The sequence below is a fragment of the Allobosea sp. Tri-44 genome (genome assembly GCF_004123845.1).
In the GTDB taxonomy this organism is placed as follows: domain Bacteria; phylum Pseudomonadota; class Alphaproteobacteria; order Rhizobiales; family Beijerinckiaceae; genus Allobosea.
The window spans coordinates 187,337-210,523 of record NZ_NBDP01000064.1 but is presented as its reverse complement, the minus strand read 5'-3'; the positions used below and the strand labels follow the sequence as shown (position 1 = coordinate 210,523).

The window sequence follows — 23,187 nt, the reverse complement described above, 5'->3', positions numbered from 1 at the left end:
ACGATCCCTATGAGCAGGCGGTGGCGGTCGTGCTGCGCGACAAGAAGGCCTCGACCTCCTACATCCAGCGCCGCCTGCAGATCGGCTACAACCGCGCCGCCTCGATCATGGAGCGGATGGAGAACGAAGGCATCGTCGGACCGGCAAACCACGCCGGCAAACGCGAGATTCTCGTCGAAGCCGGAAGAGCAAGAGAAGACGAGGACTGACGGGCGGGCGCGGCCAAGTGGCGCGAAACCGGTCCTGAAAATGCCATCACCCCGGTGCAACTTCTCCGCCCACTGACGCGTTGAACCCTTGCCCGCCAGCTGTGGCGGCACGATATTCCGCCAGAAGGCCGCCAACCGGACATCCGAGCTCCATGACCAATTTCTCGCCCATGCCAGCCCTCGCAGCCGCCGCCCTGGCGCTCGCGCTGGCGTCGGGCCCGGTCTTCGCCCAGCCGCTCGACATCAAGCCCACGGCGCAGCCGGCGGCGCCGCGCGCCGCCCAGCGAGCGTTTCCCTTGCCGCCGATCCGGCCAGCCGGCCTCGGCCTGCCGCGTACCGAAGCCGCTGCACAACCCGCCTCGACCGCATCGGCACCGCCGCCCGCACCAGAGCCGGTCGTCACCGCGAACAACGAGCCGCGCGCGACGCCGGCTGCCAAGCCGTCGAGGCCAAGCGCTCCCCTGTCGAAGGCAGAGGCGGTTGAGCGGCTGAACACCTATTTCAACGGTTTCTCGACGCTGCAAGGCGATTTCATCCAGTTCGCCGCGGACGGACGTCGCTTCGAGGGCAAGCTCTATATCCAGCGTCCGGGCAAGATGCGCTTCGAGTACCGGCCGCCCGTGACGATGGAGGTCATCGCCGACGGGACTTCGGTGGCGATTCGTGACCGCAAGCTCGCCACCCAGGATCTCTATTCGATCGGCCAGACGCCGCTAAAGTTCCTGCTCAAGGAGCAGATGAACCTCGAAAAGGACAGCATCGTCACCGGCGTCAGCACCAAGGGCGACATCCTCTCGCTCAAGCTCGAGGACCGCTCGACCTTGGGCGGCACCTCCAAGATCACGCTGAACTTCGACCTTGCCGCCAATGCGCTGCGGCAATGGGTGGTGATCGACCCGCAGGGCTACGAGACCTCGGTCTCGGTCTATAATCTCGACACCCAGCGCCGGCCCGACCAGAAGAATTTTGTCATCAATTACGAGCGCGTGCTCTGAACGGCATCATGACGTCATTGCGAGCGTAGCGAAGCAATCCAGGAGCGGCAGCGCTCTAGACTCTCTTGGACTGCTTCGTCGCTTTCGCTCCTCGCAATGACGACACCGGCACAGCAGCGCTTGCTTTTCACAGCCTGACGACCCAGTTTCCGGCTCCCTCCCGGCCGGAATTCCCCCGTGAAGCTCGACGTCACCACCTGGAACATCAACTCGGTGCGCCTGCGCATCGGGATGGTCACCGACTTCCTGAAGACCCATCAGCCCGACGTCCTCTGCCTGCAGGAGACCAAGACGCCGGACGAGCAGTTTCCGGCCAAGGCCTTCACCGAAGCAGGCTATGTTCACCAAGCCTTCATCGGCAACAAGGGCTATAATGGCGTCGCCATCGTCTCCAAGCTGCCCTTCTCGGAGCAGGAGGCGATGGCGATGTGCGAGCGCAACGACGCCCGCCATATGACTGTCGTGCTCGACCAGGGCGCCGGCGCGGCTGCCGGCATCGCCATCCATAATTTCTACATCCCGGCGGGCGGCGACATCGCCGATCCCGAAGCCAATCCGAAATTCGCCCACAAGCTGCAGTTCCTCGACGCCATCGGCGCCTGGGGCGTCGCCCGCAATCCGGCGGGCCGGCCGAGCATTCTGGTCGGCGATCTCAACATTGCGCCCTATGAGCACGATGTCTGGAGCCATAAGCAGCTGCTCGACGTCGTCAGCCACACCCCGATCGAGACCTCGACGCTGGAAAAGCTGCGCAGTGAGCTCGGCTGGACGGATGCCGCCCGCACGCTCAGGCCCGAGCCGGAAAAACTCTACAGCTGGTGGAGCTACCGCGCCGCCGACTGGCAGGCCTCGAATCGCGGCCGCCGTCTCGACCATATCTGGCTTTCGGAGGGGCTGAAGCCGACGCTGCGCAACCTCTCCTTCCTGAGCGAGGCCCGCGGCTGGGAACGCCCCTCTGATCACGTTCCGGTGACGGTCCAGCTGGAGCTCTGACTACCGTCAGCGCAGGTCGATCGCCCTGAGCGCCGCCCCGACCGAAGCGAGCTCGCTGTTGAAATCATGCAGGCGCTCGGCAACCGCTGCTGCGATCGCCTGCGCAGAATCCGGTGATTCGCCGAGGACGCGGCGCATCACGCTGCGCGCCAGGCGCATCACTTGCGTCGGCTCGCGCGCGATCGCCGTCACCGGCCGCTCCAGTGCCGTGAACAGCGCGAGTTCGCCGATCAGTGCGCCTGGTCCTACGACCTCGTCTGCCGGCCTGCCATCATCCTCGCGCTTCAGCGCCACCGTCCCGGAGACGACGAGAAAAGCTCCGTCCGAGCCCTCGCCGCGCCGGAACAGCACGTCGCCTGCGCGCAGGGTCCGGGTCTCGGCCGCGAAGGCGACGAGACGCAACGCATCGCGATCCATCAGGCCCAGCAGCGGCTGACGGGCCAGCAAGGTGATGTCGTCGTTGAGCGACATTCAGACTACGGATTCAGCCGGTAGCCGCCGGCATCGGTGACGAGCAGCCGTGCATTGGCGGGGTCCGGCTCGATCTTCTGGCGCAGGCGGTAGATGTGGGTCTCGAGCGTGTGCGTCGTGACCTGGGAGTTATAGCCCCAGACCTCCTGCAGCAGCGTCTCGCGCGCGATCGGCTTGCGACCGGCGCGATAAAGGAAGCGCAGGATCGCTGTCTCCTTCTCCGTCAGCTTGGTCTTCGAGCCCTTGGCACTGACGAGGAGCTTGGAACCGGGGTGAAATGTATACGGCCCAACCTGAAAAATGGCATCCTCGCTCGCCTCGTATTGCCTTAAGTGCGCACGGATACGCGCCAGCAGCACCGCGAACTTGAACGGCTTCACCACATAGTCGTTGGCGCCGGCTTCCAGCCCGAGAACGGTGTCGGCATCCGAGCCCTGCCCGGTCAGCATTACCACCGGCCCCTTGAAGCCGTTCTTGCGCATCAGCTTCACGGCCTCGCGGCCGTCCATGTCGGGCAGGCCGACATCCATGACGACGAGATCGATACGCTCGGCCTGCACCGCCTTCAGGCTCGCCGTCGCTGTCGGCGACGACGACACCTTGAATTCGTCATAGAGAGCGAGCTGCTCGGCGAGCGCATCGCGCAAGGTCTGGTCGTCGTCGACGAGCAGGATATGATGGGTAGCCGACATGGAGCGATTCAGCCCGTTCTGCGTTCGCGCGACATTAGAGCATGTTCGGGAGAAGTGGGAGCCACCTTTACGGGCGGGCCCATGCTCCAACATATTGAGTTCAGCGCAGATTCTGACTGCCCGGCTCGCACCGGTCAAACGGAAAGCACGCTGGATGGCGCCAAACGGGCCGTAGATCACGCAAGATGGATGTCCTGTGAAAAGACGTGATGATGGCGCCGCAGGCGGCAAGCGATTGACCCGGATCGTGGTGGTGCGCTCGGTGCGCGATCGCCGCCAGGGTTTCCTGATCGCCGGCTCCGCGACCTTTCCCTGCGCGCTCGGCCGCTCCGGCGGCGTCGTCGCCAAGCGTGAGGGCGATGGCGGCACGCCACGGGCCACGTTGCCGCTGCGCCGGGTCTTCTACCGCGCCGACAGGCTGCCACGGCCGTCAAGTCTGCTGCCGGTCCGCGCCATCACGCCGCGCGACGCCTGGTGCGACGATACGAAGGACCGGCGCTACAACCGCCTGATCGACCGGCCGCCCGGAGAGGCCGAGGAGCGGCTCGCTCGCGCCGACAATCTCTACGATGTCATCGTCGAGCTCGGCTGGAACGATGCTCCGGTCCAGCGCGGCCGTGGCAGCGCCATCTTCTGGCATCTCGCCCGGCCGGGCTTCACGCCGACGGCCGGCTGCGTCGCCGTGACCGGCGACATCTTCGGCAAGGTGCTGCCGCGGCTGGCGCGGCGCTGCGCCATCGTGGTGCGCTAACCGCTTGCAAGCTGGCGCGGACCGAGGATACTGGCTTCGAGCACCGTCTCATCGATCGATTTCAGGAGCGCCAGATTGCACGGGCACCGTCCCGTTCAGCGAGGTCGGCTTCCAGCATGAGACTGTGCCATGACTGATTCACCCTCGACCGAGATCGGCTTCGGCCGTGTCGCCGCGATGTTCCCCGTCAGCGACATGGACCGCGCCTACGCCTTCTATGTCGGCGTGCTCGGCTTCACCAAGACCTTCGAGAACGGCCAGCCGGTCGGCTTCATGATCCTCAAGAAGGGCAGGGCCGAAATCCATCTGACCCTGCAGAAGGATCATGAGGCCGCGCCCTTCAACATCGCCCATATGATGGTCGAGAACGCCGATGCCTTTCACGAGCTCTGCCGCGGTCACGGGCTGCGCATCGTAAAGGGTCTGCGCGACCAGGATTACGGTCTGCGCGCTTTCGTCTTCGAGGACCCTGACGGCAATCGCATCGACGTCGGCCAGCCGATCTAAATTATCGGCGTCTATGCGGTGTCAGCCGCGCGCGCCAAAAATCGCGCTGCCAACCCGGACATGGGTGGCGCCGAGCTGGATCGCTGCCTCGTAGTCGGCGCTCATCCCCATCGACAGGATCGCCAGGCCGTTACGCCTGGCGATCTTGGCGAGCAGGCCGAAATGCGGCGAGGGCTGATCCTCAGCCGGGGGAATGCACATCAGCCCAGCGATCGTGAGCCCATAGCGGGTTCGGCACAGCTCGAGGAAGGCGTCGATCTCGCCGGGCAGAACGCCGCCCTTCTGCGGCTCGGCGCCGGTATTGACCTGCACGATCAGCCGCGGTGCCTTGCCGGCGCGCTCGATCTCGCGCGCCAGTTCCTTGGCGAGGCTCTCGCGGTCGAGTGAATGGATCACGTCGAAGAGCGCGACCGCATCGCGCGCCTTGTTGGACTGCAGCGGTCCGATCATGTGCAGCGTTGCTTGCGGGAAGCGCTCGCGCAGCGCCGGCCACTTGGCGCTGGCCTCCTGGACGTAGTTCTCGCCGAAATCGACCTGCCCGGCCTCCAGTGCCGGCAGGATCGCCTCCGCCGGCTTGGTCTTGGAGACCGCGACCAGCGTCACGGCCTCGGGCTTGCGGCCGAAATCGCGCGCAGCCCGGGCGATCGCCGCCCGCGTCTCCTGCAGTCTTGCCGCAACATCCTGCATCGCCGTCGCCTTTCATCCGCCACGCACGGCGCCCAAGCCGCTCTGAACGTTGACCCGGCGCGCTGCTTCGTGTCCTAAGCAGGATGCGAAAAAGTGGGAACCGGTTTTTCGCCAGAATCCTGCTTTGACTCTTGAGTGAGAGACGGATTCAGCTTTGAGATGGGCGCGCAGCGCGCACCCATCTCAAAGCATCCGGCTCTCGCCGCGCAACTCCGATCACGCAAGAACGACACGATCAGCATGGCCGTCGAACGCTATAATCCGAAGGAAGCCGAGCCGAAATGGCGCAAGGTCTGGGATGAGCGCAAGCTCTTCGAGACCCGCAACGACGACCCGCGGCCGAGCTATTACGTGCTCGAAATGTTCCCCTATCCGTCGGGGCGCATCCATATGGGTCACGTTCGCAACTACGCGATGGGCGATGTGGTCGCGCGCTACAAGCGCGCCAAGGGCTTTGCCGTGCTGCACCCGATGGGCTGGGACGCCTTCGGCCTGCCGGCCGAGAATGCCGCCAAGGCCAACAAGGTCCATCCGCGCGACTGGACCTATGCCAATATCGCGACCATGCGCGGCCAGCTGCAGTCCATGGGCCTGTCGCTCGACTGGAGCCGCGAACTGGCGACCTGTGACGCCAGCTATTACCAGCACCAGCAGAAGCTCTTTCTCGATTTCCTGAAAGCCGGGTTGGTCGACCGCAAGACCGCCAAGGTCAACTGGGATCCGGTCGACGAGACCGTGCTCGCCAACGAGCAGGTCATCGACGGCCGCGGCTGGCGCTCGGGCGCGCCGGTCGAGATCCGCGAGCTGACCCAGTGGTTTTTCAAGATCACCGCGTTCGGCCAGGAGCTGAATGACGCGCTCGATGGACTGACCCGCTGGCCGGACAAGGTCCGGCTGATGCAGAAGAACTGGATCGGCCGCTCGGAAGGGCTACTGGTTCGTTTCGCAATCGAATCGAATCCACTGAGTCAGAGCGAGATCGAGGTTTACACGACGCGCCCCGACACGCTGTTCGGCGCGAAGTTCATCGCGGTCGCGCCTGACCATCCTTTGGCCAAGGCTGCAGCCGAAACGAATCCGGCGCTGCAGGACTTTATTGCCGAGTGCAAGAAGACTGGAACCGCCCAGGAAAATATCGACAAAGCCGAGAAACAGGGCTTCGACACCGGCCTGCGTGCCATCCATCCCTTTGATCCAAAATGGACTTTGCCGGTCTATGTCGCGAACTTCGTTTTGATGGAATACGGCACCGGCGCGATCTTTGGCTGCCCGGCGCATGATCAGCGCGACCTCGACTTCGTCAACAAATACGGGCTCGGCAACACCCCAGTCGTCTGCCCTGAAGGCGTAGACCCGGCGAGCTTCGTCATCACCGACACCGCCTATGTCGACGATGGCCGCATGATAAATTCGCGCTTCCTCGATGGCATGACCATTCCGGAGGCGAAAGAAGACGTCGCCAGGCGCCTGGAGGCAGAAGCCCGCGGCAACCGTCCGGTCGCCCAGCGCAAGGTCAACTTCCGCCTGCGCGACTGGGGTATCTCGCGTCAGCGCTACTGGGGCTGCCCGATCCCGATCATCCATTGCGAGAGCTGCGGCGTCGTACCGGTGCCGGAACAGGATCTGCCGGTCAAGCTTCCCGACGACGTCTCGTTTGACAAGCCCGGCAATCCGCTCGACCACCATCCGAGCTGGAAGCACGTCGCCTGCCCGCAATGCGGCAGCAAGGCGCGGCGCGAGACCGACACCATGGACACCTTCGTCGATTCGTCCTGGTACTTTGCCCGCTTCACCGATCCCTGGCGCACGGACAGCCCGACCGACCGCAAGGCCGTCGACCGCTTCCTGCCGATCGACCAGTATATCGGCGGCGTCGAGCATGCGATCCTGCACCTGCTCTATTCGCGCTTCTTCACCCGGGCGATGAAGGCGACCGGCCATGCCGGCCTGGACGAGCCTTTCGACGGCATGTTCACGCAAGGCATGGTCGTCCACGAAACCTATCGGGCTGAGGACGGCTCCTGGGTCGAGCCCGGCAATGTCCGGATCGAGACGGCCGGCAACGAGCGCCGCGGCTTCGACGTCGACACCGGAGCCCCGATCGAGATCGGCTCGATCGAGAAAATGTCGAAGTCCAAGAAGAATGTCGTCGACCCCGACGACATCATCGCCTCCTACGGCGCCGACACCGCTCGCTGGTTCATGCTTTCCGATTCGCCGCCCGATCGCGACGTGATCTGGAGTGATGAAGGCGTGCAGGGCGCAGCCCGCTTCGTGCAGCGGCTCTGGCGCCTCGTCGCCGAGATCGGCGAGCGTGTGGGTGGGGCGCCCGCCAAGCCGACGAGCTTCTCCGAAGCCGCGCTCGCCTTGCGCAAGGCGAGCCATCGCGCCCTTCATGCCGTCGGCGCCGATATCGAGCGGCTCGCCTTCAACCGTTGCGTCGCGCATGTCTACACGCTGACCAACGCCATCGGCAAAGCCCTCGACGCTGCGGCCGAGTCGGCCGATGTCCCCGCCGATATCGCCTTCGCACTGCATGAATCCGCCATGATCGCCACGCAGCTTGTCGCCCCGATGATGCCGCATCTGGCCGAGGAATGCTGGCAGGCTCTCGGCCTGCCGGGCCTCGCTGGCGAAGCCGCCTGGGCCGAAACGGAAACGGATTTGTTACAGGATGACAGCAAGGTGCTGCCGGTACAGGTCAACGGTAAGAAGCGGGCAGAGGTGACGGTGCCCGCCGATGCCGATACGGTGGCGGTCGAGGCGATCGTGCGCGCCTCCGAGGCAGTCGCCAAGGCTCTCGAGAACCGGCCGATCCGCAAGGTGATCGTGGTGCCGGGGAGGATCGTAAATGTTGTCGTCTGAGACCGGAGCCATGACGCGCCGCCGTCCACTGGCACTCGCGGCCGTGCTCGCCCTTGCCGCGCTCGCCGGCGGCTGCTTTCAGCCGCTTTATGGCGAAGGCACGGTCAGCAAGGTCGGCGGCAACGTCCGCAATGCGATGCTCGGCATCGAGGTGCCGGAGATCAAGGGGCTGGTCGGCCATTATCTGCGCAACGAGCTCGTCTTCGAATTCGACGGCGGCGGCGCGCCCGACCGGCAGAAGATTCTGAAGCTGACCGCGACCACGAGCGAAACGCTAGAGGTCATCACCGTCGACTACGCCAATGGCCGCGCCGACTCCGCTGTTCTGGTTGCCACCGCCGACTGGCAATTGGTCCGCGCCGGCTCGACCGAAGTGGTGGCTTCGGGCCAAAGCGTTGTCCGGGCGCCCTATGAGCGCTCGCAGCAGCGTTTCGCCTCGCTGCGCGCCGCGCGCGATGCGCAAGTTCGTGCTGCGAAGAACCTGGCTCAATTGATCAAGGCTCGCGTCGCTGCCGCGCTCGTCAGCGGCTGAGGCCGCTTTCGATGGCGATGGTTAAGGCGCATGAGGCCGACCGCGCGCTTGCGCGTCCGGACCCGTCCTGGCGCCTGTTCCTCTTCTATGGTCCCGATGCCGGGCTGATCTCCGAACGAGCCGCGGCGCTGGCCCGCAGCAGCGTCGACGACCCGCAGGACGCCTTCCAGCTGATCCGCATGGACGGCGACGCCGTCGCCTCCGATCCGCTGAAGCTCGTCGATGAAGCCAACACGATCGGCCTGTTCGGCGGGCGCCGCGCAATCCGCGTCTCGCCGACCTCGCGGCCGCTGGTAGCCGCGATAGAACCATTGCTGGCGACGCCATCGCAGGATGCGATTGTCGTCATCGAAGCGGGCGACCTGCAGAAGAGCAATCCGCTGCGGACCGCCTGCGAACGCGCGAAATCCGCGCTTGCCGTACCCTGTTATGGCGATGCAGCCCGCGACCTAGGCACGATCGTCGACGAGATGGCGCGAGCTGCCGGCAAAAGCATTGATCGAAGCACCCGCGATCTTTTGATCAGCCTGCTCGGCGGCGATCGCCAGACCTCCCGACAGGAGATCGACAAGCTGATTGTCTATGCCGGCAATGACCCGGCCTTGACGGCCGATCATGTCGAAGCCGTCGTCGGCGATACCGCTCAGCGCGAACAGGCCGGCGTGGTCGATGCCGTTTTCGCCGGCCGCCTGCCTAGCCTCGATCTGGCGCTCGCCAAGCTTGCTGGCGAGGGGCTCGACCAGGGCGTGCTGCTCGGCGCGGTGCTGCGCCATGCGCTGGCTTTGCTGAAGGCGAAACTGGCTATTGAGAACGGCAAGCCAGCGCGCGAAGCGGTCGGCGCCATGCGGATGCCCTATCCGCGCCTAGCGACCGCGGAAGCAGCGCTCAGTGCCTGGCCGGCGGCCCGATTGCGCGACGCCGTACCCATCCTGGGCACGGCAATCCTCGCCGTGCGCCGCGACGGCGACATGGCGAAACCCATCGCCGCCCGTGCGCTCTGGACGCTCAGCCGGATGTCCGGCAAGGGCCGCTGATCAGGCCTTCAATCGCCGGCAGAGCGCATCGAGCTGCTCCAGCGTCTTGTAGCTGATCTTCATCTCACCGCCACCATTGGCACGGTGCTGGATCGAGACGCCAAGGCCAAGTGCCTCTTCCAGAGCATTCTCGACTGCGCGCGTGTCCGGATCCTTCTCCGGCTTCGGCACGGCGGCAGCCCGCACCGGCTTGTTCTCACTGCGGGCTTCGTCCTGGCCGAGGCGCTCGATATCGCGCACGGTAAGGCCTTGTTCGACAATGCGTTTCGCCACCTGTTCCGGATCCGAAACAGCGAGAAGTGCGCGCGCGTGGCCGGCCGAGACCAAGCCTTCGCTGACCATTTGCTTGACCGGCTCAGGCAATTTGCTCAGGCGCAACGTGTTCGCCACATGCGAGCGGCTCTTGCCAATCACCTTGGCAAGATCATTCTGGGTGTAATCGAATTCGGCGATCAGACGCTCATAGCCGGCCGCCTCTTCCATGGCGTTGAGATCGGCGCGCTGGACGTTCTCGACGATGGCGATCTCAAGCGCCTCGCGGTCATTGGCCTCGACCAGGATGACCGGGACATCGTGCAGTTCCGCTCGCTGCGCGGCACGCCAGCGCCGCTCGCCGGCGATGATCTCGTAGGCGTCGATCATACCCGGGATCGAGCGCACGATGATCGGCTGCAGGATACCGCGCTCGCGCACCGAGGCGGCGAGGTCCTCCAACTCCGCATCATTGAAGGTCTTGCGCGGGTTACGCGCATTCGGACGCAGGAACTCGACGGGGACCTTGCGCTGACCACGCGCGCGCTCGAGCGCGCCGATCTCGTCTCCGACATCGCCTATCAGCGCAGCGAGACCCCGGCCAAGACGCGAGCGCCCCTGTTCCTCGACCATTGCCATTCCTCTTGAACCTTTTTTGTGCCGATCAGGCGGCGCGCAGCGTGCGCTCGCGCTTGATCACCTCCGAGGCCAGCTTCAGATAGGCCTGCGAGCCCGCGCAGCGCAGATCATAGAGCAGCGCCGGCTTGCCATAGGATGGCGCCTCCGAGATCCGCACATTGCGTGGAATCACCGTCTCGTAGACCTTGTCGCCAAGAAAATCGCGGACATCGGCCATGACCTGGCCGGAGAGGTTGTTGCGCGGGTCGTACATGGTCAGCACCACCCCTTGGATCATCAGGCGCGGGTTGAGGCCGGCGCGAACCTGCTCGACCGTTTTGAGCAGCTGGCTGAGGCCTTCGAGCGCAAAGAACTCGCATTGCAGCGGCACCAGCACGGCGTCCGCGGCCGTCATGGCGTTGATCGTGATCAGGCTCAGCGAGGGCGGGCAGTCGATCAGGATATAGGTCAGGTCGCTGCAGCGCTGATCGTCCACCAGCTCGTCGATCGCCTTCTTCAATCGCGTCGCGCGATCCTTAGCACTGGCGATCTCAAGCTCGACACCAAGCAAATCGAGCGTCGACGGCGCCAGGAATAGATTGGGAACGGCTGTAGCCTGCATCGCCATGCCCAACCCGATATCGCCGCAGAGCACATCATAGGTCGACGCCTTCCGGCTCTTGCGATCGACGCCGAGCCCAGTCGAGGCGTTACCCTGCGGGTCGAGGTCGATGATCAGCACCTTCTCGCCGATGGCGGCGAGCGCGGTCCCGAGGTTGATCGCGGTTGTGGTCTTCCCGACCCCGCCCTTCTGATTGGCGAGCGCCAGCACGCGCGGACGCGTGGGAATGGAGATAGGCTGAGAATCGGTCATCAATCGGCCCGTTTCTCGGCGCCGCTGATCACCAGGATAGCGGCCGCCGAATCCGTCAAGGATGGAAACGTTGTGGCCTGAATCTTCCAATATTTAGCCGCGGCGGTCAATTCCGCATCTAGATGTTGTCCCTTGGGAAAGACTCCCACCACCCCGGTTCTCAACAGCTCTTTGCACCAGTCGAGCAACAGCGGCAGCGGCGCCAGCGCCCGCGCCGTCACGGCCTCGACCTTGCCGATAAAATCGTCGGCCACATCCTCGATGCGAGCGTTATGCACCGTCACCGGCGCCCCGGTCAGCCGTGCGGCGTGACGCAGGAAAGCGCATTTCCGGGCATTGCTCTCGACCAGATCGATATGGCCGCTAAGTTCGGCAAGTCTGATACCGAGCACGAGACCTGGAAAACCGCCGCCCGAGCCGAGGTCAAGCCAGCGCCGCGCCTGCGGCGCACGGTCGAGCAACTGCAAGGAATCGGCGACATGTCGGGTCCAGACCGCATCGAGCGTCGCATCCGAGACGAGATTTTTCGCCTTCTGCCAGCGCCGCAGCTCCCCGACAAGAACGGCGAGGCGCTCCTCTGTTTCACGTGAAACAGGCGTCAAGCGAAAAGCGTAACGGCGATCTTCGTTATCCCCCTTATCAACAGAACTCACAGGGTAAGTGTCTCCGCGCTGGCGGTCGAGCGCCCGGCCTGGCGCTTGCGGGCATGCGCTGCCAGCAGGGTCAGCGCCGCTGGGGTCATACCCTCGATGCGCCCGGCTTGCGCCAGATTATCCGGCCAGGAGGCGCGGAGCTTGGCGCGAAGTTCATTCGACAGACCAGAGATTCCATCGAGATCGAGATCGCTTGGTAGTGGGAGCGCCTGGTCGCGTTGATAGGAATCGATCTCGGCCGCCTGCCGGTCGAGATAGACGGCATAGGTCGCATCCGCCGCGACGCGTGCCCGTGCCGCCTCGGAAAACGCCTCAAGATCGGGCCAGACCCGGAGTAGTGCCGCAAAATCGATCGCCGGATAGGACAGGATCTGGAAGGCCGAGCGCCTGACGCCATCCCGATTCAGCTCCAGTCCGGCGGCAGCCGCCTCGTTAGGCGACAAGGTCCGCTGACGCAACACTTCGGTAAGCTTAACGATCTCTGACTGGCGGCTCTCATAGCGCTCGCGACGGGCGCTGCTGACCAGCCCTTGCGCGATACCAAGCGGCGTCAAGCGCTCATCGGCATTGTCGACCCGGAGCGACAGCCGAAATTCGGCGCGGGAGGTGAACATTCGATACGGCTCCGTAACGCCGCGCGTCACGAGATCATCGACCATCACGCCGATATAGGATTGCGTGCGATCCAGACTAAGGGCCACGCTGCCGCCAGTTCTCCGCGCAGCGTTGAGACCAGCGAGCAAACCCTGCGCAGCCGCTTCCTCGTAGCCTGTCGTGCCGTTGATCTGCCCGGCGAGGAAGAGCCCGCTGATCGCGCGCGTCTCCAGCGTCGGCTTCAGCGCGCGAGGATCGACGTAGTCGTACTCGATCGCATAGCCCGGTCGCAGCATCGCCGCGCGCTCAAGGCCCGGAATCGTCTTCAATAGCCCGAGCTGGACGTCCTCCGGCAGCGAGGTCGAGATCCCGTTCGGGTAGACCGTGGGATCGTCGAGGCCCTCGGGCTCGAGAAATATCTGGTGGCCGTCGCGGTCGCCGAAGCGGCCGACCTTGTCCTCGATCGACGGGCAATAGCGCGGCCCGCGCCCCTCGATCTGGCCGGAGAACATCGGTGCCCGATGCAGATTGGCGCGGATCAGCTCATGCGTCGCCAGCGTCGTCCGCGTCACGCCGCAGCTGATCTGCGGTGTTGTGATCGCATCGGTCATCGCCGAGAACGGTTCGGGCGGGTCGTCACCGGGCTGCATCTCCAGACCGGACCAGTCGATCGTGCGGCCGTCCAGTCGCGGCGGTGTCCCGGTCTTCAGCCGGCCCAATGGAAAGCCGTGTCGTTCCAGCGTGGCGGAGAGGCCAAGCGAGGGCGCCTCGCCGACGCGACCAGCCGGAATCTTCTTCTCCCCGATATGGATCAAGCCACGCAGGAAGGTGCCGGTGGTGAGCACGACCGTTCCGCAGGCGAATCGACGACCGTCCGCGAGTACGACGCCAGTAACCGCGCCGGCAACGATGTCCAGATCGAACGCCTCGCCCTCGACCAAGGTGAGATTGTCCTGAGCAGCCAGCGAAGCCTGAACCGCCTCCCGGTAGAGCCTGCGATCGGCCTGCGCCCTTGGCCCCCGCACCGCCGGCCCCTTGCGACGGTTGAGCATGCGGAACTGGATGCCACCCTGGTCGGCGCAGCGCGCCATGATCCCGTCGAGCGCATCGATCTCACGGACGAGATGGCCCTTGCCGAGTCCGCCGATCGCCGGGTTGCAGGACATCGCTCCGACAGTGGCGATCTGCTGGGTGATCAGCGCCGTCCTCGCGCCGGCACGCGCCGCCGCAGCCGCGGCCTCTGCCCCGGCATGGCCGCCGCCCACCACGACGACATCGTAGTGCTGGTTCACCTGTGCATTCAACATGTCCAATTCGCTAGTCAAGCAGGACCGCAAGGTCAATGAAAACCGCCTATTTGCCGATGCAGAAGCCGGAGAACAGGCTGTCGAGCACATCCTCGACGTCGACCTTGCCGATCAAGCGCTCCAGCGCTCTGACAGCGATGCGCAGCTCTTCCGCGATCAGCTCCGACTGCTCATGCGATAACATGCCGGCACGTTCGATCGCAGTGGCAGCATCCGCAACCGCAACACGCTGACGCTCGCGGGTGACGAGCGCAGGTTCTGCCTGGCCCAGCTTGCCAAGGCGAGATGCGATAATGTCGATCAGCTCGGGCAGGCCCGCGCCAGTAACCGCTGACACGCCGATTTCCCCGGGGCGAGCAACTCCACCAAGGTCGATCATCGTCGCGACAGCAAGGTCGTCCCCCTCACTATCGGCTCGTTCCGGGTCCGAATCGGGCGATCGCAAACGCAACACCAGATCTGCATGGGCTGCTTTCTGCCGGGCTCGCCTCACGCCCTCGGCCTCGATCGCGTCACTGCTCTCGCGCAGGCCGGCGGTATCGACCAGCACGACGGGGATGCCGCCGAGGTCCAGCCTGACCTCGATGGCATCGCGGGTCGTGCCGGCAATGGGCGAGACGATCGCAACGTCGCGTCGGGCGAGCGCATTGAGCAGGCTGGATTTGCCGGCATTGGGTGGTCCGGCAAGCACGACGACGAAGCCCTCGCGAACTCGCTCGCCCGCCGCGAAGCTGCCGAGTGCAGAACGCAGGCTGCCGAGCACGCCCTGTGCTTCAGCAACGGCGTCGGCAATCAGCGGGCCGCCGACATCGCCCTCATCGGAGAAGTCGATCTCGGCCTCGAGCAGCGTCATCGCCTTGATCAGCGCGCGTCGCCATTCACCGGCTGCGCGGCCGAGCGCACCTTCCATCTGCCGCAGTGCCTGCCTGCGCTGCCATTCCGTCTCCGAATCGATCAGGTCGGCGAGGCCCTCGACGGCTGCGAGATCGAGCTTACCAGCCTCGAAGGCACGGCGGGTGAACTCACCGGCTTCCGCCAGGCGCAAACCGGGTAGCCCGGTAAGCACGGCCAGCAGGCGCGACAGCACAGCACGCGAGCCATGGATATGGAATTCGGCGACATCCTCGCCCGTGAAGCTCGCCGGGCCGGGAAAGAACAGCACCAGGCTATGGTCGATGACCGCGCCATCGTGATCGCGCAGGGCTCGGTAAGCGGCCTTGCGTGCCCCCGGTACAGCTCCTGCGATCGTTTCGAGGGCGAATCGGGCGCGCTCGCCCGAGACGCGCACCACCGCGACACCGGCTCGTCCGGCACCGGAGGACAGTGCCACAATCGTCGGATAGGCTCGCATCCTCAGGCGCCCTTTTCACCAAGGCTGGAGCTTTCGAGATGAACCGTCTGAAGCATGCCGCCAGTCCCTATCTGCTGCAGCACCGCGACAACCCCGTCGACTGGTGGGAATGGAGCGACGACGCTTTCGCGCAAGCACGCGTCTGCGATCGCCCCGTCCTGCTGTCTGTCGGCTATGCGGCCTGCCATTGGTGCCATGTCATGGCGCATGAGAGCTTCGAGAACCCGGCCATCGCTGCGGTGATGAACGAGCTCTTCGTGAACATCAAGGTCGACCGCGAGGAGCGGCCCGACATCGACCATGTCTATATGAGCGCCCTGCATACGCTCGGAGAGCAGGGTGGCTGGCCGCTGACCATGTTCCTCGACAGCCAGGGCGCACCGTTCTGGGGCGGCACCTATTTTCCGCCGACCTCGCGCTATGGCCGGCCTGGGTTCGTCGATGTCCTCAGGCAGATCTCCGGGCTTTATCGAAGCGACCGCGAACGCATCGGCCGCAATGCTTCGGCAATCGGCGAAGCGCTGCAGCAGAGCCTGCAGCGCGTACCCGAAGTAGGCGAGCCCGATCTCGAGCATCTCGCGAGCCAGATCGCGCGCCGCTTCGACCGTGATCATGGCGGCCTCGGCGGAGCACCAAAATTCCCGAACCCGGGCCTGGTCGAATTGCTCTGGCGCCATGGCGCCCGCAGCGGCGACGAGGCCTCCCGCGAATCTGCCAATCGCACCCTGGTGCAGATGGCGCGCGGCGGCATCCATGACCATCTCGGCGGCGGCTTTGCGCGCTATGCCGTCGACGAACGCTGGCTCGTGCCGCATTTCGAGAAGATGCTCTACGACAATGCGCAGCTGCTGCCGCTCTATGCGCTCGAGGCCACCCGCGCTGGCGATGTTCTGCTACGCGAGGCGGCCGATGGCATCGTCGCCTGGCTCAATCGCGACATGCTGCTGCCGGAAGGCGCGTTCGCCGCCAGCCTCGATGCCGATTCGGAAGGGGTGGAGGGCAAGTTCTATGTCTGGACACTTCCCGAGCTGACGGAGATTCTCGGAGCTGACGATGCCGTCCTCTTCGCCCGGCACTATGACGTGACCGCAGGCGGAAATTGGGAAGGCCACACCATCCTCAACCGGCTTGATACGCCCGATCCCCTTCCAGAAGTCGGAGCCAACCTCGCCGAGCTCCGTGTCCGTCTGCTGGAGGCCCGTAGCGAACGCATCCCGCCCGGGCTCGACGACAAGATCCTCGCCGACTGGAACGGGTTGATGATCTCCGGCCTCGCGCGCGCAGCCGGCATTCTCGGCCGCAGGGATTGGCTCGATCTTGCCAGCCGTGCTTTCCGTTTCGTCTCCGAATCCATGGTGGATGGCGACGGATTGGCTCATTCCTTCCGCGCCGGCCGGCTGATCGCTCCAGGTTTCGCGCTCGACCACGCCGCTATGGCCGAGGCGGCACTCGCCCTTCATGACGCGACCGGCGATCGGCACTACTTCGACCTCGCCAGGCGCTGGAGTGTGCATCTCGATCGGTATTACCGCGAGGCCGACTCGGGCCTCCTTCGCATGACTCGTGCGGACAGTGCGGCACTACCGGTCATACCCAGGCCGACTCACGATGACGCCGTACCGAACGCCAACGGGCTGCATGCAGCAAACCTGTTGCGGATCGCGGCTCAGACCGGATTGCCGGAGGACCGTGAGCGGGCCGACCGATTCCTGGCGGTCATACTCGCCGCAGCCGCGCATGCCCCAATGGCGCATGGCTCGGTGCTCAACGCCTATGACCTCGCGCGTAACGGCGTCGAGGTCGTGCTGGCCGGCCCGAACCGCGGGACATTCCGCCAGGCAGCCTTGGCACTACCGCACCTGACGACCATGCTGGTCGATTGCACCGAGCCGGACGGATTGCCTGCCGGGCACCCCGCCCATGCCTATGCCCGGCAGGCAGGCGAGGGCGCCGCGTTCGTCTGCTTGCATGGCCGCTGCCTACCGCCCGTCACCGAGCCGAATCGATTGGCGGAGGCGCTCGCGAGCGCGCGCTGACGCCTCAGAGCGCGCCACAAAAGAAAAGGCCCCGGCAAACGCCGAGGCCTTTCACTGTCGCCGGGTCGATGATTGTCGATCAGGTGTTCATCGAGTCGAAGAACTCGGAGTTCTGTTTGGTCTGGCGCAGCTTGTCCAAGAGGAACTCGATCGCGTCCTGCGGGCCCATCGGGTTGAGGATGCGGCGCAGCACATAGGTCTTCTGCAGATCCGAGCGCGGCGTGATGAGCTCTTCCTTGCGGGTGCCGGACTTGATGATGTCGATCGCCGGGAAGATGCGCTTGTCGGCCACCTTGCGGTCGAGAATGATTTCCGAGTTACCGGTGCCCTTGAACTCCTCGAAGATCACCTCGTCCATGCGGCTGCCGGTATCGATCAGCGCCGTCGCGACAATGGTCAGCGAGCCGCCCTCTTCGATATTGCGGGCCGCACCGAAGAAGCGTTTCGGCCTCTGCAGCGCATTGGCGTCGACACCACCGGTCAGGACCTTGCCGGAGGACGGCACCACCGTGTTGTAGGCGCGGCCGAGACGGGTGATCGAATCGAGCAGGATGACGACGTCGCGGCCGTGCTCGACCAGGCGCTTGGCCTTCTCGATCACCATCTCCGCAACCTGCACGTGACGGGTCGCCGGCTCGTCGAAGGTCGAGGACACCACCTCACCCTTCACCGAGCGCTGCATGTCGGTGACTTCTTCCGGCCGCTCGTCGATCAGCAGCACGATCAGATAGCACTCGGGATGGTTGGTCGTGATCGACTGCGCGATGTTCTGCAGCAGCACGGTCTTGCCGGTACGAGGCGGCGCCACGATCAGGGCGCGCTGGCCCTTGCCGATCGGCGCGACGATGTCGATGACGCGCGGCGAGAAATCCTTCTTGGTCGGATCCTGCACCTCGAGCTTCAGCCGCTCATCGGGATAGAGCGGCGTCAGGTTGTCGAAGTGGATCTTGTGCTTGATCTTCTCCGGATCCTCGAAATTGATCGTGTTGACCTTGAGCAGGGCGAAATAGCGCTCGCCGTCCTTCGGCCCGCGGATCGGGCCTTCGACGGTATCGCCGGTGCGCAGGCCGAACTTTCTGATCTGCGAGGGCGAGACATAGATGTCGTCCGGGCCCGGCAGATAATTTGAGTCGGAGGAGCGCAGGAAGCCGAAACCGTCCTGCAGGACTTCGACGACGCCTTCGCCGAGGATCTCGGTTTCCTGGGAGGCGAGCTGCTTCAGGATCGCAAACATGAGCTCCTGCTTGCGCATCGTGCTCGCGTTCTCGACCTCCATGCCTTCGGCAAAGGTGAGCAGCTCGGTCGGCGATTTCGCCTTGAGTTCGTGGAGTTTGATTTCCCGCATGGGGCACCCGGGTTGAGCAGGCCTGCATCGGGGCAGGCCGGACGGCAGCGGAGGGATCGACGGGGACGAAGGGCTGGGAGCCCCACTTGTCAGGATGTCGTGCCGGCTGGCGAAAGCTGCCGTGGCACGAACCGTCGACGATAGGGAAGGACGCGAACAGAAGGCGCAGAGGCTTGATAACCGCTTTCCCCGCCCGGCTCAAGCGGGAAACCGCGCCGAATTCAGAACGGCTTGACGATCACCAGGATGACGATTCCAGCCATCAGCAGCGCCGGGACCTCATTGAGAATGCGATAGAAGCGCGCAGGCTTGTCGTTGCGGTCTTCGGCAAAGGCCCTGACCCTGCCGGACAGGTAGCCATGCAAGCCAGAGAGGACAAGGACCAGGGCGATCTTGCCATGCAGCCAGCCGCCCTTGAAGCCGAAAGCGCTCCAGGCGAGGTAGAGCCCGAGCACCCAGGCAACGATCATCGAAGGATTGATGATCCCCTTGAGCAGCCGGCGCTCCATGATCTTGAAGGTCTCGGACTGGATCGAGCCGGTCTGCGCCTCGGCATGATAGACCATCAGGCGCGGCAGATAGAGCATTCCGGCCATCCAGGCGATCACCGCCATCACATGGAAAGCCTTGATCCATTCGTAAGCCATTGGATCGATCCTTTAGGCGCGCACCAACTCGACCAGCCGCTCGACATGAGCGATCGGCGTGTCCGGCAAGATGCCATGCCCCAGATTGAAGACGAACGGACCTGCGCCGAATGCCGCACGGATCGCCGCGATCTCACGATCCAGCTCCGGACCACCCGCACGCAGCACCTGCGGATCGAGGTGACCTTGCACCGGCACCAGCGTCTGGATCGCCTTGCGCACGAAGTCCCGGTCGATCTCGGTTTCGAGCCCGACCGCATCGATACCGGTCCCACGAACATAATCGGGAATGCCGGTGCCGGCGCCACGCGGAAAGCCGATGATCTTCGCTTGGGGGTGGCGCACCCGAACCAGATCGACGATCCGCTGCGTCGGCTCGATGCACCAGCGCTTGAAATCGTCCGGACCGAGCGAGCCAGCCCAGCTGTCGAATATCTGCACGACGTCTACGCCGGCAGAAATCTGCGCGTTGAGATAATCTGCCGAGTTCACCACCAGGCGGTCGATCAGCCTGGCAAACAGGGCCGGGTCGCGCTGGAACAGATCTTTCGCAGGCCCTTGATCCGGCGTGCCACGTCCGGCAACCATATAGGTCGCGACTGTCCACGGCGCCCCGCAGAAGCCGATGAGCGCCGTTCCCGCGGGCAGGGCAGCCTTCACCCGGCGAACAGTCTCGTAGACCGGCGCAAGCACGTCCGGATCGATCTCCTCGCGGATCTCGCCAAATCGGCTTTCGTCGGCAACAGGCTCCAGCCGCGGTCCTTCGCCTTGCGCAAACCAGAGCTTTTGCCCGAGCGCATGCGGTATCACGAGAATGTCGGAGAACAGGATCGCGGCATCGAAGCCGAAGCGCCTGATCGGCTGCAGAGTCACTTCCGCCGCCATGTCCGGATTGTAGCAGAGCTCGAGAAATCCGCCGGCCTTGGCCCGGAGCTCGCGATACTCTGGCAGATAGCGCCCGGCCTGGCGCATCATCCAAAGCGGAGGCTTCGGCAGCGTCTCACTGGAAAGAGTGCGGAGGAAGAGGCTCTGGCTCATGAAAGGCACCGGGCTCTGGGCCCTTCTTCTAAAGAATCTCTTCTAAGAGAGTCTTCTGTTTTGACTGTTGGGTAGGGGCACATAGCCCGCCCCAAGATTGTCCACAACCGGTCCACAGGCCGCGCTTCGGCGAGCATGATGGCATCTGCCCCGACGGCGGGGGCTTAACAGTTTCTTAACGAATTGCTTTTTGGCTTGAGGCGCGACCTCGCGCCGCGTCCCAAAATGATTCACGTGAAACATCCAGATCCAGCCCACAGGCAGATGCCTGTTGAGCTTTGGCCGAGTTATCCCGCCGCTTTGCGACTGGGCGCCCGCTGAGCCCGGTTATCCCCACTTGTCCCGCGCGTGAAACTAGCTCCTGACCGTAGGGTTGGACGGAAAGGGGATTCCCTCGCTCGCGGATCGGCTCTAGAGCTGAATCGAGAACAGCCGGCGGGGGGAAGCCGTGGCGCGCAACTATTTTCACCTGCACCTCGTCTCCGACGCGACCGGCGAGACCCTGATTGCGGTCAGCCGGGCCGCTGCTGCGCAATATGAAGCGGTCTCGGCGATCGAGCATGTCTACCCGCTCGTCCGCTCCGAGAACCAGCTGTCGCGCGTGCTCGCCGAGATCGAGACCTCTCCAGGCGTGGTGCTCTATACCCTGGTCGAGCCGGAATGGTCGGAGCGGCTGGAGGCCTTCTGCCGCGAGATCGGCTGCCCGTGCCTTTCGGTGCTGCAGCCCGTGCTGTCGCTGTTCCAGTCCTATCTCGGCCAGGCCGCAGCGCCGCGGCCCGGTGCACAGCACATGCTCAACGCCGAGTACTTCCGGCGGATCGACGCGATGAACTACACGCTGATGCATGATGACGGCCAGCTCGGCGGCGATCTCGAAAGCGCCGATGTCATCCTCGTCGGCATCAGCCGGACCTCGAAGACGCCGACGAGTATCTATCTCGCCAATCGTGGCATCAAGACCGCCAACATTCCGCTCGTGCCCAATGTGCCACTGCCGGTAGAGCTCGAGAGCTTGAAGAAGCCGTTGGTCGTTGGCCTCGTCGCCAGTGCCGAACGCATCATCCAGATCCGCCAGAACCGGCTGCTGTCGCTGAAAGCGGATGACGAGACGCCCTATGTCGACCCCGACGCGGTCGCAGACGAAGTCACCCAGTCGCGTCGGCTCTGCGCGCGCCGGGGCTGGCCGGTGATCGATGTCACCCGGCGCTCGATCGAGGAAACGGCTGCGGGAATTCTCGATCTGCTACGCGACCACCGCATGAAGTTCATCGCAACGTGACGGGCCAGGCGACATTCTGGCGCGGCGATACACCTCTCGTCCTCGCCTCCGGCAGCGCGACCCGGCTTCAGCTGCTCGAAGCGGGTGGCCTTCAGGTCGAGGTGATCAAGCCGGTCGTCGACGAGCGCGCGATCGAAGCGGAATACCTAGCCATGGGCGGCCCGCCGGCGGGGGTCGCTGCCGCGCTGGCGGAAGCCAAGGCCTTGTCGGTCTCGCCTGTCGCTCCAGGACGCATCGTCCTTTCGGCCGACCAGATGCTGACTTGCGAAGGACGTCCGTTTCATAAGCCGGACGATGCCTCCGCTGCTCATCGGCAGATCGCGGCGCTCGCCGGCCGGCAGCACGAACTCACTTCCGCTTTCGTACTCGCGCGGGATGGCAACGTCATCGGGCGAGGCGCCAGCAGCGCGACGCTCGCAATGCGTCCGCTGACGCAGAATTTCATCGAGCAATATGTCGCCCAGGCCGGCCGGGCAGCAACCATGAGCGTCGGCGGCTACCAGCTGGAAGGTCTCGGCATCCATCTGTTCGAGGCGATCGAAGGTGATCATTTCACCATCCTCGGCCTGCCGATGCTGGGCCTGCTCGCCACGCTCCGCGCCCTCGATCTCATCCCATGACCAAACGTTGCTTCATCATCGGCCACCCGGTCGCGCACTCCCGCTCGCCGTTGATCCATGGCCATTGGCTCGCCGAGCACGGGCTGGCAGGTAGCTACGAGCGCGTCGAGGTACCGCCTGCCCAAGTTGCGGCTCTCATCGCGCGACTGCGAGCCGGCGAGTTTTTGGGCGGCAACGTCACCGTGCCGAACAAGGAGGTGGTGCTGCCTCTGCTCGACGAAGTTAGCGAGACGGCGCGGGCAATGGGCGCCGCCAACACGCTCTGGATGGAAGATGGCCGGCTCCATGGCGACAACACCGACGCCTATGGCTTCCTTGCCCATCTCGATGCTTGCCTGCCGGGCTGGGCTGGGCAGACCGAAAAGGCGCTCATCCTCGGTGCCGGTGGAGCAGCCCGCGCTGTGATCTATGGTCTCCCCGAGCGCGGCATCCGCCGTATCCTCCTGGTCAACCGCAGCCCCGAGCGTGCTCTCGAGCTGGCGGCAGCCTTTCCGAAAGAGGTCGAGGCCCGGCCCTGGCAAGAGATCGCCCAGTTGGTCGGTGAAAGCGATCTGATCGTGAATACGACCTCGCTCGGCATGCGCGGCCAGCCGCCCTTGGCGATCGATCTCTCAGGTTTGCGTCCGGGCACCATTGTCGACGACATCGTCTACGTTCCGTTGGAGACGCCATTGCTCGCCGAGGCCAGGCGTCTTGGCGGCGTTCCCGTCGATGGGCTCGGCATGCTGCTGCACCAGGCGGTGCCGGGTTTCGAGCGCTGGTTCGGTATTCGTCCGCAGGTGACGGCCGCCCTCCGGGCCAAGCTCGAAGCCGATATTCCCGCTGCATGAGCGTGAT

The 23,187-nt window shown here is 64.7% G+C and carries 23 protein-coding genes; 12 read left to right on the top strand and 11 right to left on the bottom strand.

Annotation, left to right across the window (positions count from 1 at the left end; translation table 11 throughout):
• The 3 genes from B6S44_RS28790 to xth form a co-directional block, all read left to right on the top strand.
• Positions 1–209, top strand: a 209-nt coding sequence (locus tag B6S44_RS28790; RefSeq protein ID WP_282568209.1) for a DNA translocase FtsK, incomplete at its 5' end; no start/stop codon positions are given.
• 152 nt (positions 210–361) lie between these two features.
• A complete protein-coding gene (locus B6S44_RS28785) occupies positions 362–1,204 on the top strand; it encodes an outer membrane lipoprotein carrier protein LolA (RefSeq protein ID WP_129160434.1) in 843 nt (280 codons plus the stop codon).
• A 177-nt stretch (positions 1,205–1,381) separates the two neighbouring features.
• A complete protein-coding gene (xth, locus tag B6S44_RS28780; RefSeq protein WP_129160433.1) occupies positions 1,382–2,197 on the top strand; it encodes an exodeoxyribonuclease III in 816 nt (271 codons plus the stop codon).
• 6 nt (positions 2,198–2,203) lie between these two features.
• Here xth and B6S44_RS28775 read toward each other — a convergent pair whose 3' ends face one another.
• Together B6S44_RS28775 and B6S44_RS28770 are read right to left on the bottom strand one after the other, a co-directional pair.
• Positions 2,204–2,668, bottom strand: a complete 465-nt coding sequence (locus B6S44_RS28775) for a cyclic nucleotide-binding domain-containing protein (protein WP_110493339.1) — start codon at positions 2,666–2,668, stop codon at positions 2,204–2,206.
• A gap of 5 nt (positions 2,669–2,673) precedes the next feature.
• Entirely contained in the window at positions 2,674–3,360 is a 687-nt protein-coding gene (locus B6S44_RS28770; protein WP_126114700.1) for a response regulator transcription factor, read from the bottom strand.
• Between the two features lie 196 nt (positions 3,361–3,556).
• On the opposite strand from B6S44_RS28770, the gene B6S44_RS28765 reads away from it, so the two are divergent.
• Entirely contained in the window at positions 3,557–4,111 is a 555-nt protein-coding gene (locus B6S44_RS28765; RefSeq protein WP_129160432.1) for a L,D-transpeptidase family protein, read from the top strand.
• A gap of 129 nt (positions 4,112–4,240) precedes the next feature.
• A complete protein-coding gene (locus B6S44_RS28760; protein WP_129160431.1) occupies positions 4,241–4,618 on the top strand; it encodes a glyoxalase superfamily protein in 378 nt (125 codons plus the stop codon).
• A gap of 21 nt (positions 4,619–4,639) precedes the next feature.
• Here the strand turns inward: B6S44_RS28760 and B6S44_RS28755 are convergent, their stop codons facing one another.
• Entirely contained in the window at positions 4,640–5,305 is a 666-nt protein-coding gene (locus B6S44_RS28755; RefSeq protein WP_129160430.1) for a YggS family pyridoxal phosphate-dependent enzyme, read from the bottom strand.
• Between the two features lie 240 nt (positions 5,306–5,545).
• Between B6S44_RS28755 and leuS the strand changes: the two genes are divergently transcribed.
• Genes leuS through holA form a run of 3 tightly spaced genes read left to right on the top strand, consistent with a single transcriptional unit; the run spans position 5,546 to position 9,736 of the window.
• Positions 5,546–8,170, top strand: coding sequence for a leucine--tRNA ligase (gene leuS / locus B6S44_RS28750; protein ID WP_129160429.1), 2,625 nt, complete (start codon positions 5,546–5,548; stop codon positions 8,168–8,170).
• 10 nt (positions 8,171–8,180) lie between these two features.
• Positions 8,181–8,702, top strand: coding sequence for an LPS assembly lipoprotein LptE (gene lptE, locus B6S44_RS28745; RefSeq protein WP_164986001.1), 522 nt, complete (start codon positions 8,181–8,183; stop codon positions 8,700–8,702).
• 11 nt (positions 8,703–8,713) lie between these two features.
• A complete protein-coding gene (holA, locus tag B6S44_RS28740) occupies positions 8,714–9,736 on the top strand; it encodes a DNA polymerase III subunit delta (protein WP_129160427.1) in 1,023 nt (340 codons plus the stop codon).
• Here holA and B6S44_RS28735 read toward each other — a convergent pair whose 3' ends face one another.
• From B6S44_RS28735 to mnmE, 5 genes are read right to left on the bottom strand one after another with little or no spacing between them, the layout of a single operon-like run.
• Complete coding sequence (locus tag B6S44_RS28735; RefSeq protein ID WP_129160426.1) at positions 9,737–10,621, bottom strand: ParB/RepB/Spo0J family partition protein; 885 nt, start codon at positions 10,619–10,621, stop codon at positions 9,737–9,739.
• A gap of 31 nt (positions 10,622–10,652) precedes the next feature.
• Positions 10,653–11,480, bottom strand: a complete 828-nt coding sequence (locus B6S44_RS28730) for a ParA family protein (RefSeq protein ID WP_129160425.1) — start codon at positions 11,478–11,480, stop codon at positions 10,653–10,655.
• Positions 11,480–12,133, bottom strand: a complete 654-nt coding sequence (gene rsmG, locus B6S44_RS28725) for a 16S rRNA (guanine(527)-N(7))-methyltransferase RsmG (RefSeq protein WP_129160424.1) — start codon at positions 12,131–12,133, stop codon at positions 11,480–11,482. The genes B6S44_RS28730 and rsmG overlap by 1 nt, the downstream gene beginning before the upstream one ends.
• A complete protein-coding gene (gene mnmG / locus B6S44_RS28720) occupies positions 12,130–14,034 on the bottom strand; it encodes a tRNA uridine-5-carboxymethylaminomethyl(34) synthesis enzyme MnmG (protein WP_129160423.1) in 1,905 nt (634 codons plus the stop codon). Before mnmG ends, rsmG begins: the two co-directional genes overlap by 4 nt.
• 46 nt (positions 14,035–14,080) lie before the next feature.
• Entirely contained in the window at positions 14,081–15,385 is a 1,305-nt protein-coding gene (gene mnmE / locus B6S44_RS28715) for a tRNA uridine-5-carboxymethylaminomethyl(34) synthesis GTPase MnmE (protein ID WP_129160422.1), read from the bottom strand.
• Positions 15,386–15,423: 38 nt separating this feature from the next.
• On the opposite strand from mnmE, the gene B6S44_RS28710 reads away from it, so the two are divergent.
• Entirely contained in the window at positions 15,424–17,421 is a 1,998-nt protein-coding gene (locus B6S44_RS28710; RefSeq protein WP_129160421.1) for a thioredoxin domain-containing protein, read from the top strand.
• A 79-nt stretch (positions 17,422–17,500) separates the two neighbouring features.
• Here B6S44_RS28710 and rho read toward each other — a convergent pair whose 3' ends face one another.
• From rho to hemE, 3 genes are all read right to left on the bottom strand, one after another.
• Positions 17,501–18,766: a transcription termination factor Rho gene (gene rho / locus B6S44_RS28705; RefSeq protein ID WP_126114687.1), complete on the bottom strand. Its 1,266-nt coding sequence runs from the start codon at positions 18,764–18,766 to the stop codon at positions 17,501–17,503.
• 221 nt (positions 18,767–18,987) lie between these two features.
• Complete coding sequence (gene hemJ, locus B6S44_RS28700; RefSeq protein ID WP_129160420.1) at positions 18,988–19,413, bottom strand: protoporphyrinogen oxidase HemJ; 426 nt, start codon at positions 19,411–19,413, stop codon at positions 18,988–18,990.
• Positions 19,414–19,425: 12 nt separating this feature from the next.
• The gene (gene hemE / locus B6S44_RS28695) at positions 19,426–20,460 is read right to left on the bottom strand and encodes a uroporphyrinogen decarboxylase (RefSeq protein WP_465246147.1); all 1,035 of its coding nucleotides are present in this window, start codon (positions 20,458–20,460) and stop codon (positions 19,426–19,428) included.
• 439 nt (positions 20,461–20,899) lie between these two features.
• Here hemE and B6S44_RS28690 point away from each other — a divergent pair, with 439 nt between their 5' ends.
• From B6S44_RS28690 to B6S44_RS28680, 3 genes are read left to right on the top strand one after another with little or no spacing between them, the layout of a single operon-like run.
• Entirely contained in the window at positions 20,900–21,730 is an 831-nt protein-coding gene (locus B6S44_RS28690) for a pyruvate, water dikinase regulatory protein (protein ID WP_129160418.1), read from the top strand.
• Complete coding sequence (locus tag B6S44_RS28685) at positions 21,727–22,350, top strand: Maf family protein (protein ID WP_129160417.1); 624 nt, start codon at positions 21,727–21,729, stop codon at positions 22,348–22,350. Before B6S44_RS28690 ends, B6S44_RS28685 begins: the two co-directional genes overlap by 4 nt.
• Positions 22,347–23,180 (top strand): shikimate dehydrogenase, encoded by an 834-nt coding sequence (locus B6S44_RS28680; protein WP_129160416.1) that lies wholly within the window; start codon positions 22,347–22,349, stop codon positions 23,178–23,180. The genes B6S44_RS28685 and B6S44_RS28680 overlap by 4 nt, the downstream gene beginning before the upstream one ends.
• Positions 23,181–23,187 lie beyond the last annotated feature (7 nt).